General features: G+C 44.3%; 8 protein-coding genes. 2 read left to right on the plus strand and 6 right to left on the minus strand.

Annotated features, from left to right (window positions below; all coding sequences use genetic code 11):
• Window positions 1-50: 50 nt before the first annotated feature.
• Window positions 51-911: a sigma-70 family RNA polymerase sigma factor gene (locus T426_RS0115945; RefSeq protein ID WP_025864420.1), complete on the minus strand. Its 861-nt coding sequence runs from the start codon at window positions 909-911 to the stop codon at window positions 51-53.
• Between the two features lie 92 nt (window positions 912-1,003).
• On the minus strand, window positions 1,004-2,467 hold the full coding sequence (locus T426_RS0115950; RefSeq protein WP_025864421.1) for a Do family serine endopeptidase: 1,464 nt from the start codon (window positions 2,465-2,467) through the stop codon (window positions 1,004-1,006).
• Window positions 2,468-2,621: 154 nt separating this feature from the next.
• Between T426_RS0115950 and dapF the strand changes: the two genes are divergently transcribed.
• Together dapF and T426_RS25240 are read left to right on the plus strand one after the other, a co-directional pair.
• Entirely contained in the window at window positions 2,622-3,404 is a 783-nt protein-coding gene (gene dapF / locus T426_RS0115955) for a diaminopimelate epimerase (protein ID WP_025864422.1), read from the plus strand.
• 24 nt (window positions 3,405-3,428) lie between these two features.
• On the plus strand, window positions 3,429-5,816 hold the full coding sequence (locus T426_RS25240; RefSeq protein WP_051569008.1) for a cache domain-containing protein: 2,388 nt from the start codon (window positions 3,429-3,431) through the stop codon (window positions 5,814-5,816).
• Between the two features lie 11 nt (window positions 5,817-5,827).
• Here the strand turns inward: T426_RS25240 and T426_RS0115965 are convergent, their stop codons facing one another.
• From T426_RS0115965 to T426_RS23995, 4 genes are all read right to left on the minus strand, one after another.
• Window positions 5,828-6,412, minus strand: a complete 585-nt coding sequence (locus T426_RS0115965) for an LOG family protein (RefSeq protein WP_025864425.1) — start codon at window positions 6,410-6,412, stop codon at window positions 5,828-5,830.
• A gap of 59 nt (window positions 6,413-6,471) precedes the next feature.
• Window positions 6,472-8,436: a DNA topoisomerase (ATP-hydrolyzing) subunit B gene (gene gyrB, locus T426_RS0115970; RefSeq protein WP_025864426.1), complete on the minus strand. Its 1,965-nt coding sequence runs from the start codon at window positions 8,434-8,436 to the stop codon at window positions 6,472-6,474.
• A 317-nt stretch (window positions 8,437-8,753) separates the two neighbouring features.
• Window positions 8,754-10,547 carry a TonB-dependent receptor gene (locus T426_RS0115975; RefSeq protein WP_025864427.1) on the minus strand — a complete coding sequence of 598 codons (1,794 nt, stop codon included), beginning with the start codon at window positions 10,545-10,547 and terminating at the stop codon, window positions 8,754-8,756.
• Window positions 10,548-10,559: 12 nt separating this feature from the next.
• Window positions 10,560-13,655 carry a tetratricopeptide repeat protein gene (locus T426_RS23995; protein ID WP_025864428.1) on the minus strand — a complete coding sequence of 1,032 codons (3,096 nt, stop codon included), beginning with the start codon at window positions 13,653-13,655 and terminating at the stop codon, window positions 10,560-10,562.
• Window positions 13,656-13,671 lie beyond the last annotated feature (16 nt).

Genomic DNA, 13,671 nt, shown 5'->3' on the forward strand with positions numbered 1-13,671 from the left:
TAATCTTATATGTATAAGATTTTTTTCTTGAATGGATGCTTCGGATCGCTTTATCCAAGGTACGTTTTTAACAACTTGCTGCGAGAGGTGTGTCTCAGGCGGCGGATCGCTTTTTCCTTGATCTGGCGAACACGTTCGCGTGTCAATCCGAAACGTTCTCCGATCTCTTCGAGGGTCATTTCCTGACAGCCAATTCCGAAGAACATACGGATAATGTCGGCTTCCCTTTCGGTGAGGGTCGCAAGAGCACGGTCAATTTCCCTTGCCAGCGATTCGTCGATAAGTGAGCGGTCGGCATTGGGTGAATCATTGTTCACCAATACGTCCAGCAGACTGTTGTCTTCACCGTCAACGAACGGAGCATCAACCGATACATGGCGACCGGAAACACGCAGGGTGTCGGCTACCTTATCAGCCGGGAGATCGAGCTCTTTTGCCAACTCCTCAGGTGAGGGTTTGCGCTGATGTTCCTGTTCAAACTTCGAGAATGCCTTGTTAATTTTGTTCAGTGAACCTACCTGGTTCAAAGGTAAACGGACAATTCTCGATTGTTCGGCCAGAGCCTGAAGAATAGATTGACGAATCCACCACACCGCATACGAGATGAACTTGAAGCCTCGTGTTTCATCGAATTTCTCTGCGGCTTTTATCAATCCCAGGTTACCTTCGTTAATCAAGTCAGGCAAACTTAAACCCTGGTTCTGATACTGTTTAGCCACGGAAACAACGAAACGAAGGTTGGCTCGTGTCAGTTTCTCGAGTGCTGCCTGGTCGCCTTTTTTGATACGTTGCGCCAATTCGACTTCTTCCTCAACGGTAATCAGTTCTTCTTTACCAATCTCCTGAAGATACTTGTCGAGCGAAGCACTCTCGCGGTTCGTAATAGATTTTGTAATCTTAAGTTGTCTCATGCTCTCCGATTAAAAGTCCGCAAATTTACGAAACAATGAATTGCCACGCAAATAATAAGTCATCAGAATTATGCGGACTTTGACAATTCAACTTATTGCACTCTAAAAACATAGTAGGCCCATTGTCCATTTGGATAAACTCCTTCAATCAGAATCGGACGGCCTTCCTCTGTTTGGTTGAGTGCACGTTTTACATCATCAACCGTAGAAACAGGTTTTTTGTTTATCTCGGTGATGATAAATCCTTCTTTTACTCCTAAATCTTTTAATTTTCCTTTGGATAACTCATCTACCTGAATTCCACTGTCCAATTGCAAGCGTTGCATATCCTGATCGGAAACGGGGCCAAATTTGGCGCCAAGTACTGAAAAGGATTCTTTGAGAATACTTGTGTCTCCTCGTGTATTACGGAGGACTACTTTGTATTGTTTCAGTTTGCCATCCCTTTTGATGGTCAATGTTACCTGGTCGCCCGGACGATGTTTGGCAAGTTGTTCCATCAGTTCCGGATTGGTGTTCACTACCGTATTGTCAATCTTCAGAATAACATCGCCTTCGCGAATTCCAGCTTCTTTTGCGGCGCCATGTTCAGTAACCTTACCGATATAAATACCTTCAATTTTTTTAAGGTCATGATCTTTTGCTACTTGCGAGGTAACTCTCTGAATCGATACGCCAAGTAATGCACGCTGAACTTCACCATATTCCTTCAGATCACTGACTACTTTCTCGGCGATGGCAGATGGAACTGCAAAAGAGTAACCGGAATAAGAACCGGTACGGGATGCGATGGCTGTATTGATACCAACCAGTTCTCCGCGCGTATTAACAAGTGCACCTCCGCTGTTACCTGGATTCACGGCTGCGTCGGTCTGAATGAATGATTCCAGTGGCATTTTTCCTGCGTTAATGCCGATGGCACGCCCTTTTGCACTGACAATACCTGCAGTAACTGTTGAAGTAAGATTAAACGGATTACCTACCGCCAGAACCCATTCACCTAATTTCAAGGCATCAGAATTTCCCCAGGTAAGGTAAGGAAGATTTTTTGCGTCAATCTTTACGAGGGCGATATCTGTATTGGGATCGCGACCGACAACTTTAGCATCGTATTTTTGATCATCGTTGAGGATAACCTCAATGTTTTCTGCGTCGTCGACTACGTGGTTGTTTGTAACAATATATCCATCAGGGCTGATAATGACACCGGAACCTGATGCTCGGGTGTATTGAGGTTGTTGTTGTTGATATTGTCCTCCACGGTTGCCGAAAAAGAAATCGAAAAAGGGATTTCCGCTACCATCACCGTACCCCTGGTTTTTAATCATGGTCTGGATATGGACTACTGCATGTACTGATTTTTCGGCAGCAAATGTTAAATCGGGAACCTGCCCCTGAGGTGCACTAGGAAGACTGGTTAATTGCACCGGTTGCGAAGGTTCCTGAACGGTGACAACTTTTGTTTTGCCAATTGTCGTTGAATAAATAGCTATTGCGATGACTGCTCCTGCAAAAGCGATGAGTAAATTAGTTGTTACTTTCTTAAATTTATTCATACTCTGTATTTTTAGAGATTAATTATATTTCTGCCAATTTTGCCGGCAATTTGTGTACCATTGCAGAACAAATTTATTGAAACAAACAATTCAGATAGCCGTTGTATCGTCCTGATTAAGATATTTTAACTAACTTTTTGAGATGTTAGAACTCATGAAAACAAAGTTTTACAAATACCAGGGAGCAGGAAACGATTTTGTTATCCTCGATAACCGTGATGAACACTTCGATGGAGACAATGTGGAGCTGGTTGCTTCCATTTGCGATAGAAGGTTTGGTGTGGGAGCAGATGGAATGATGTTGCTGCAGTCGCATCCGGAACATGATTTTGTGATGCGCTACTTCAATGCCGACGGACGTGAGGCTAGTATGTGTGGAAACGGAGGACGATGCATCGTGGCTTTTGCCCGGAAATTAGGGCTTATTCATAATAAAACCCGCTTTTTGGCCGTTGATGGTATACACGAAGCGGTCATTGATGACAATGATCTGGTTAACCTGAAAATGCAAAATGTTCCGGAGGTTGAAAATGGGGAAGATTATTTCTTTTTGGATACAGGGTCTCCGCATTACGTTCGGTTTGCAGATGATGTTGATGCGATTGATGTGGTGAAAGAAGGTAGAAAAATCAGAAATTCACAACGTTTTGCTGCAGAAGGAACCAATGTCAACTTTGTTCAACTTCGTGATAACGGTATAAAAGTTTATACCTACGAACGTGGTGTAGAGGATGAAACCCTGGCGTGTGGAACCGGAATTACTGCATCGGCTTTATGTGCGGCCATAAAAACAGGAAAAAACGAAGGTTATTTTCCGGTGGAAGCCAAAGGCGGGCAGTTGGAGGTCGCATTTAAACGTACAGAAAATCAGTTTACCGAGATTTGGTTAAAAGGTCCCGCCACTTTTGTTTTTGATGGAACAATAGCAATTGACTAATCCTTTTATCTTTAATACTCTTCGATGAAAGAAAAAATGCGGGAACACTTGAAGCTTTTTAAGTCGGTATCGATGCCCGGGTTTTTCGGTCGCGCATTTTTTATTACTTTTTTGGTTACCTTCCTTTTAGTCTTTATCGTTTACAATTTTTCGGAATGGCATAGATTTCGGGTAAACAGGGAACTTCGTATTAACCAGATTTTTAATCAGGAGAAGTCAAATCTTGAAACGAAAGTTGATGGAGAGATTGATTATATCACCTATCGTCGTGGGGAATACATCGACAACCTGAAATCATCCCTTTCGCGAAGCGTTGAATCCGCCGCTAATATGGCTACAGCCATGTGGGCTAAATACCATAATGTCTATCCGGAGCAAAAGGTCAGGGAAATGATACTTACTTCGCTGTCTGCTTATATCGGACCGGGAATGAGGGGGCAACTGTTTGTCAATACACTTGATGGTAAGAGCGTCATCTTACCGGGGCAGGGAATTGATAAGGGAAAGAACCTAACGAGTTTTCAGGATTCGCTGGGAAATTACGTCGTTAGAAAAGAATTAAAACTACTTCGGGAGAAGGATAGCGGATTTCTGGAGTATTACAATACGAACAATCAACATCTGGATAAAATAGCTTTCGTTAAGCGTGTTGATGCTTTGGGATGGTATATCGGACATCGGGTTTATCCTGAGGATTTTGTGGACGAAATTCAGAAAAGTATCGTTCATAAGTTGACTGAACAATGGAAGAACTCGGGTGATGTCATCTTTATCAACAGATTCGATGGAACCCCCGTTATTATGGATGGTTTACCTTACAAGGGGAAAGAGAATTTGTTAACCAATGCTCCTGAAAACAAAATTTCAGTATTTCAGCAAGAACTGAATTTGGTAAAGCAAAATAAGAATAGTGGTTTTTTCCAGTGCAGTTGGTACAACCGGGTGCGAAAGACTTCTGATAGTATCCTGGTTTTTGTGCATTCAGTTCCTGAATGGCACTGGATTGTCGGCGGTGTAGCCTATATGTCGGATGCCCGGAAACTCGCGGAAGTGGAAGATCAGCAACTAAAGAGTAAGTACTTTAAAACGGTTGTGACCACATTGGTGGTATTGAGTGTCTTTTCACTCATATTTTTCTTCTTCCTGAATTTCTACTACAAGCGGTTTTATGACGATATCAACTGGTTTATCAGTTATTTCCGACACCCGAAAGGACGTTATATTCAGACCGACAAAATTCATTTTAAGGAAATTCGTGCTTTGGGCGACTCGGCTAATACGATGATGACTGCCCGATTAAGAATTGAAGATGAACTGATTTTTAATCAGCGGGCACTCAAACATCTGTTTAATGTCGCTCCGGTAGCAATGGTCGTGGTTGTCGACGAAGACCAAATCGAAATGGCTAATCATGCCTTTGAAAAACTTTTTGAGTTTTCTCAGCAAGAGGTGATTGGTAAATCACTGAGTTCGTTGGTTTGTGAAGATGCATCTGATTGGATTTCGCTGAAGGACATTGGAAAGGATGGCAATCGAGCCGGCTTGGAACGTGAACTTATCCGTTATACAAGAACAGGCAAAAAGTTACTTGTTTCGGCCATCTTTACATTGCTTAGCAGCGATGAGGGAAAGAATCAAATGCTTCATATTTACCGGAATATTACGGATGAACGCAAGCGGGAAAAACAGCTGAAAAGCGCATTGCACAAAGCGGAAGAAGCTGATAAACTGAAATCGGCCTTTTTGGCGAACATGTCGCACGAGATACGCACCCCAATGAATGCGATCTTCGGTTTCACTGAATTGTTGGGGGATTCTGATATCACATCTGATGAACAGCAATTGTATATTACATATATACAGAAGAGCGGTGATACCTTATTGCATCTGATCGATGATATCATTGATTTTTCGAAAATTGAAGCCGGACAGTTGTCACTGACCAAAGCACCTTTTGAAGTGAATGAAGCACTAATTGATTTGATTCGGCTTTATCAGAAAATGATAGCTGATGAAAAAGGAGGGAAAGTAGAGATGCGTTTTCATCCGGGTCTTCCTGATTCGTTGAAGCTGAATTCTGATGTGGTACGTGTTCGACAGATTCTGAGTAACTTACTGTCTAATGCATTCAAATTTACTTCAGAAGGGCATATTGTTGTGACGTATGAGGTGAAGGGTAATTACGTGGTATTTAAGGTGGAAGATACTGGTATTGGCATTGCCAAAAAGAATCAACAACTCATATTCGAACGTTTCCGCCAGGCGGAACCTGCCTACAACCGAAGTTTTGGCGGTGCCGGACTGGGCTTATCGATTTGCAAAGGTTTAGTGGAATTACTTGGCGGTGAAATCGGCGTAGAATCTGAATTTGGCAAGGGGGCCGTCTTTTATTTTACCATCCCGCTGGACTAATATTTACTATATTATTTCTTCCCCGGAACATCAAACCATTTGGCTTTGAGTTCTTCGGGTTGATAATTCTCTACATAATTCATTGCATCTTTTGCATCAGCTGCCACATAGTACATTTTCTTGTACTCTTCTCGGGCAAATGTTTCATCGTACGAGCGTTGAAATTGCTGTAACAATGCATCATAAAATCCATCCGTATTGATGAATACAATGGGCTTATTGTGATAATGAAGCTGTTTTAAGGTGATTACTTCCAGTATTTCCTCCAGCGTTCCAAATCCGCCCGGAAGGGCAATAAAGGCATCTGATCGTTTCCGCATCAGGTATTTGCGCTCGCGCATATTAGGCGTTACAATCAGTTCGTCGTCGTGCTCCGAAGCCAGGTTGCGGTCGTGAATGGATTGCGGAATAATGCCCAGCGAAACGGCTCCTGCCTGGCGTGCGGCATCGGCACAGGCGTGCATCAATCCTACATTCGAACCACCGTATACAATGTTATGGTGGTTGTCACCGATGAAGGTTCCCAGCAACCGGGCTTCCTCAAAATAAACATCAGCAATGGCATTGCTCGAAGAGCAGAAAACACAGATATTCACGACTCAACAATTTAAAAATGAAACATTAAAAAAGGCTGGCTTTAGCCAGCCTTTAAGCTTTATATATCGATATTCGCGTATGTTGCGTTGTCCTCTATAAACTTCTTTCGGGGCGGTACATCGTCTCCCATAAGCATGGAGAAAATGTGGTCGGCTTCGGCGGCATTTTCAATGGTTACCTGCCGCAATGTCCGTTGTTCTGGATTCATCGTGGTTTCCCACAGCTGTTCCGCATTCATTTCACCCAAACCTTTGTATCGCTGAATGTGCAGGGCACTTTCATTTCCACCTCCCCATTCTTCAATTAGGGCAATGCGTTGCTGCTCATTCCAGCAGTAGGTTTCTTTCTTGCCTTTGCGAACCAGGTAAAGTGGTGGCGTGGCAATGTAGATATAGCCGTTTCGAATCAAATCCTGCATATAGCGGAAAAAGAAGGTCATGATAAGCGTCGCGATGTGAGAACCGTCGACGTCGGCATCGGTCATGATCACAATCTTGTGGTACCGCAATTTTTCAATATTCAGCGCTTTCTGATCTTCTTCGGTTCCTACCGTGACACCTAAGGCTGTATAGATGTTGCGAATTTCCTCACTTTCGAAAACCTTGTGCGACATGGCTTTTTCCACGTTCAGAATTTTTCCCCTTAAAGGAAGAATTGCCTGAAAACGACGATCACGTCCTTGTTTAGCCGTTCCGCCTGCCGAATCACCCTCGACGAGGAAAACCTCGCATTGTGCGGGGTCTTTTTCCGAGCAATCGGCCAGTTTTCCCGGTAGGCCACCTCCGGATAAAACGGTTTTACGCTGAACCAGTTCCCTTGCCTTGCGGGCAGCATGTCGTGCCTGAGCAGCCAGGATGACTTTATTTACAATGGTTTTGGCATCTTTCGGATGCTCTTCCAGGTAGTACGAAAGCATTTCGCTTACCGCCTGATCAACTGAAGCACTGATTTCCGAGTTTCCCAGTTTGGTTTTCGTCTGTCCCTCAAACTGCGGCTCAGCTACTTTTACCGAAACAACAGCGGTCAATCCTTCGCGGAAGTCGTCACCACTGATGTCAAATTTCAGCTTGGCCAGCATTCCGCTGGTTTCCGCATAATTTTTCAGGGTACGGGTTAATCCGCGACGGAAACCGGTCAGGTGCGTACCACCTTCGATGGTGTTAATATTGTTAACGTATGCGTGAATGTTCTCGGTGAACGAGGAATTATACGTCATCGCAATTTCTACCGGAACATTGTTTTTTTCTGTTGTAATGTGAATGGTCTCGTCAATCAACCGCTCCCGGGTACCATCCAGATAATCAACAAATTCGGACAAGCCAGCTTCAGAGTAAAATTCTTCTCTTTTGAATTCGCCGTTTTCATCCTGCTCACGCTTGTCGATAATAACCAGTCGGATACCGCTGTTAAGGAAGGCCAATTCCCTCAGACGAGCCGAAAGAATGTCGTATTTGTATATCGTTGAAGTGAAGATGGATTCATCGGGGCGAAAGGTAATAATGGTGCCGCTTTTATCTGTTTCACCAATAATTTTCGTTTCATTGATGGGGACGCCTTGCTGGTACTCTTGTTCCCAAATTCTTCCATCACGGTGAATTTCCGCACGAAGGTGCGAAGAGAGCGCGTTTACACACGATACACCAACACCGTGCAATCCACCGGAAACTTTGTACGAGTCTTTGTTGAATTTACCACCGGCGTGGAGAACGGTCATGACCACTTCCAATGCCGATTTATTTTCCTTGGTGTGGCGTTCCGTCGGGATACCACGTCCGTCGTCTTTTACTGAGACGGAGTTATCTTCGTTAATGATAACCTCGATGTTTTTACAGTAGCCGGCCAGCGCCTCATCGATGGAGTTGTCAACTACCTCGTACACCAAATGGTGCAATCCTTTGACGTTAACATCACCGATATACATTGCGGGGCGCTTGCGTACAGCCTCGAGACCTTCCAGTACCTGGATACTGTCGGCCGAATAATCGGAGTTGTTATTCAATCCGTTATTTTCAAATTCACTCATTCTATGAATTATTTAAATTCTCAATCTCGCCGGAATTTTTTCGATTCCAAGCCCAACCTGATTACCAAAAAAACAAAATTGGTTTGCGGAGAGGGCCTTAGAAACTGCCTGTATATCGACAGGTTAAGCACCGCATTTTCAGGTTTTTTTTCATGGTAGGCAAATATAGCAAAATAATCCCGGTTAACCTGATGTTTTTGGCCCTCAAAATCGGGTTTTTATTAACAAGTCCTTGTGGGTTAAGTGTCAGATTATCAGGTAAAAATAAACCCCGAAAATGCTTCGGGGTAAAACAGGACTGAAATGTCTTAATATGCTTAAAATGACCAGCTTGCACCAACCATAAATCGCATTCCCTGTGAGGTGTATCCTAACCATCTGTCATAGTGTTGGTTGAATACATTGTCGAGGCGGCTGAAAAGCTTCAAACGATAAGGTAATTCATACTCTGCTCCGATATTCATATTTACAATCGGATCAAGTGAAACGGTTTCCCGTAAGGGAGAAGCCATAGCTGAACTGAGTGGATTGTTCTGATATAGAATTACGGCCTTCCGGTTTCCGGTAATCTGCATGTCAACAAATCCGGTTAAACGGGGTGTAAGCCGTACTCCGGACGAAACTGTTGCGTCGAAATTGGGTTTGTAAGAAGCGACATTCAGGCTGTCGAGCGTATAGTTGTAATAATTCGCCTTGACTTGAAGGTAGTAATCGCTCCCGCTGAAATAGGAAACCTCGGCATTCAGATTGAGGATACCGGCATCATCGTATTCCACATCGAAATCGTTCCGGTACAGCCATTCGTTGGTGGCAATGGGATAAGTTGGACTCAGCGCGGTCGGGTAGGCATTCGTGACAAAGAAATGCATATTATGAGCCTTGCTGTATTTCACGCCGGCTTTGTAACTGATTTGCGGGCTGATTTTTCCCTTGAAACCACCAAAGACGATGTATTTGTAGTCGGTGTTGCGGATATCGTGCCGTGGGTTGGCCCATGGGTTTTCTTTTGCTATCGCGGAATAGTTGTTATTCTGCAAGTAGCCGTCGGCTCCGACATACAACGTCATGATATTTTCCACCGGCGTCAATTCGATGTCGAGTTTGGGATACACCTTGAAAATGGCGTTCCGGTCGTCGTCTGAAACCGACCAGGTATTTAGTCCGGCACGAATTTTCCATGCATCGCCGCTCAGCAACACGGAGGGATTCAGTTTGAACCAAATGCTGTTGCGCTTCACGGATGCCGGATTATCGAAATTGTTGATGCTGTCTGTCGAATAATAATCGAGCGACGATTCCAAAAGACCATGCAGGTTGCCGAAATCGTTGTCAAACTCGGCAATCATCCCGGCATTGTTTTCGGTTTGTCTTGTCTTCGTGTTGAAGTTGGAATAATGCAAACCGGCTTTGTATTGCAACTCACTCCGGGAGTTTTCACTGCTTTTCAATCCAACATTGAACCTCCAGTTTTGCATTCGCTGCTTGTCATTGAAATAAGCATAACCGTTATTCTTAATGTAAGCTGGAATGGAATCCGGGTAACCGTAAAACTTCACTACGTTCCGGTCGTAATTCAGGTTAACCGAAAACACCGATTTCCTGAAAAAGTATTTCCCGAAAATCTCCAGGTTGTTGTGACTGTAAGGTGCATCGACCTTCTCTCCACCTCCATTCAGCTTCACACTACCGGTTGAAGAAAGGTGGCGGTAATGGACTCCGAAAATGGAGTTCTTGCCTTTGGGCTGATTGAAGAAGAATTCTCCGTAAGGAGTATTGTAAGTTCCCATCCCAAGTTTCAGATACCCATAACCATTTTCAGTTGACTCGTGCAGATTGATGGTTGCCGCAGAAACAGGTACGGTTTTAAAGCCGGTTGTTACAGGCTCGCTGTCGATGTGGTAGTCGAACTGTGGCCTGAAATGGGTTGTGTCGTCAATTTCCGGCATCGGGCTGATTTTGTAAGCATCCGACACGCTCGGGCGATAGGCTTTCACCACTTCCACCTGTTTGTTGATGGTTGTATCTTGTTTCTGGGCAAAAGTGATTGCTGTACTTCCCAGCCCAATCGCCGCAGTTAAAAATATGCTGAGTGAAATATTTTGATGTTTCATAATGCTTTCGGATTATTGGTTGGAACGAATGGAATCGGTTGAGGAAGTTGTAACAGAGTCTTGCTGGCTTTGTGCAGCCGATTGTGCTTTCTGTTTTGCTTCCAAATCTTTCAGATAAAGTTCCGACTCCTTAATGATTCCATCGTCGGGCTCTCCGTAATTTTCGATGATACTCTGGAGGGTATGTGTCGCCTGAAACAGGTCTCCTTCCTTTTCATACACGTGGGCCAGCAGGATGAAACTTTTGGCCAGCCAATATTGGTGCGGCGTATTTTTATCGATGAAATTCATGACCTCATTCTCCGCGGCCTTCAATTGGTTGTGATCGTAATAGTATTGACACACCTGATATTTAGCTTCGGCACCCTCGGCCGTTTTGGTGTCCTTCGATAGCTTGCGGAACAACGTGTAAGCCTTGGTTGGTTCATTGAGTGATTGGTAAGCTTTGGCCGCTTTATATTCCGCTTCACGCGAAATTTCTTCCGGCACTTTCTCCGTATTCCGGATTTGCCATCCGGCTTCGGTTACCGCCTGATAATTTTTCAATTCGTAGTTACAACGCAGTATTCCGGTTAAAGCAATCAAATTGTTTTTGGAATTATTGGATTGCTTTTCGAGACGAGTGTACAAGGCAAGCGCTTTGCTATAGTCTTTTTCCCGGTAGGCAATTTCGGATGCTTTGACCAGTGCCGGCTCAGAGAAGATATTTTCACCACGACTTAACACGTAGTCGTAATCGGTGGCAGCCTGTTCAAGGTTTTGTTGATTGTAAAACAGTTCGCCGCGGTAGAAATGTGCATTGATGGCAAATGCTCCATCCGGGAAGCGGCTGAGATAACTTGTCAACGCATCCATTGCTTTGGGGCTTTGCTTCATGTAGAGGTTTTCAGCCGAAGTGTACAGCAGTGAATCTTGTTCTGATTGCGAAGGCGTGGCGGTTTTTCCTAAGCTTTGGGCATAAGTGAAATAATCCTCGACCTGGTTCAGCTCCACATAATTGTTCCGGATACCGGTCAATGCAGCTTTTGCTTCCGGTGTATTTGGATATTTCTCGACTACCTGTTTGTAATACGACAGTGAGTTGTTGTAATCGTTTTCGTTAAAACTGATGAGTCCCAATTGCAAAAGCGCTTTCGACTGATATAGACTGTTCGGATAATTGACGATCAGATTTTTGAAGCTCTTCTTCGCATTGTCATCATTGTTTGCCCGTTCCCAGGCACGACCGGTTTCGAAAATTGCATCATCGCGATAGCGTGAATCGGGGAATTGAATCTGCAACTTATTCAGGTCGTTAATTTTTTGCTGTTGTTTATGCAGGAGGCCATAACAGAACGCTGTCTGAAATAGTGCGTAGTCCGCATCGTAGGTGTTCATTTCGTAAGCTTTCTGGTATTGTGCAATGGCATCCTGGAAGTTGCGTTGTACGTAAGCACAGTCGCCAAGCCGGTTGTAAGCATCGGCGACCTGCTTGGGGTCTTTGGAATGCGGAAAGGTCAGGAATTTTCGGAACCAATTTTCGGCTTGCCCGAATTTATCCTGATCGAAATAGGCATATCCGATGTTGTAGTTCGACAAGGCATATTCCTGCTTCATCCGGTAGGACCCGGCTGTACTCTGGAAACGCCGGTAATCGAGGATAGCGGCTTCTTTATCCTTGAGGCGGTATTCCGCTTCTCCTTTCCAGTAATAAGCCAGCGCTTTCAGCTCATCGTTGTATTGACTGTATTGCAGCGATTTGTTGAATAACTCGATGGCCTGGTTCAGGTTCATGTCGCGGAAGAATTCCAGTGCCCGGTAGTACGCTACCCGCTGATAAGCTTTTTTGATGGCCGGACTTTTCACCTTGATTTTGTCCAGCGAAGCCAGTGCATCTTTGTAGTTGCGTGTCGTCATGAACACCTTTACCAGGTAGTCATAGGCCACATCATTCCGTTCCGAATTAGGATACAATGTGATGTATTTATCGAACGCTTTGATGGCTTCGTTGAAGGGCGAATAGTCGAGTTCGTATGTGATTTTTGCATACTGGAACAATGCATCTTCCTTAATTTTCGGATCGAAATTCATTTCCGACGCATTGGAAAAAGCCATCATCGCTTTTTGCTTTTGATCCTGTTTTAGGTAAGCTCCAGCCAAATGGTAATAGGCGTTCTGTGCTACCGCATCTTTGTCACGAGTGGCCCGTTCCAAATCGGATACGGCCTGTTTGTAGTCGCCGGTTTCGTATTCACAAATCCCGATAACATAGTAATCGTCAGCTGTTGGTTTATCCGTATTCTTCATGTAATCGCTCAGATACGGAAGCGCCTTGCTATATTGTTCAGTTTGAAAATATGAGTTCCCGATGATTTTGGAGATATCGATTTTGCGCTCCGGTGAAGCCGCTTGCAGCAACGGCGGAGCCATCTTGATTACCTCATCGTATTTTTTCTGCATGAAATAGATCTGCGCCGTGTAAAACGGGACAATTCCCGAATACTGCCGATCGTCTTTCAGCTTTTGAAATTCCAGCAGTGCCGTTTCGTAATTTCCTTCGAGGTAATTGATGTGAGCCCAGTAATAGGTTGCCGCACGGGAAAATTTACCTCGTTTGCTCTTCAAATCGTAGAAATAGGTTTTGGCTTTTTCGTTCTCTCCGTTGTCCAGATAGCAATAACCCAGCTTGAATTTATACTCGTCGCTTTCGGCCTTGGGCAGAAGGTAAGCATCTACTTTCTCGTAATCCTTCATTGCCTGCCGATAGCGTTTGTTGGCAAATTCCACATTTGCCAGACGGAAATGAGCCATGGAAATCTGTGGAGAGTTGGGATATTTATCGATGAAGTTTTCCAACTCCTGTTTCCCGTTTCTGTTTCCCATTTCCAGTGCACAAACAGCTTTGTAGTAAACAGCTTCGGCATACATCCCCGATGAGGACTCGCTTTGTTTGATAATTTTATCAAACTCCTGGTAAGCAGAGCTGAATTTTCGAGTCTGGAAAAGCTCCAGAGCTGTCCGGTAAGTTTCGTCAATGCCAGTAGGACTGGTTACCGGCTGCGCATAAGCTGCCAGGGTAACGAACAATACCAACCAAAGCGTAATAAACGATTTCGAAATGTATTTCATGAGATTTTTTTTCAGT

The organism is Prolixibacter bellariivorans ATCC BAA-1284 (genome assembly GCF_000621705.1).
GTDB lineage: Bacteria > Bacteroidota > Bacteroidia > Bacteroidales > Prolixibacteraceae > Prolixibacter > Prolixibacter bellariivorans.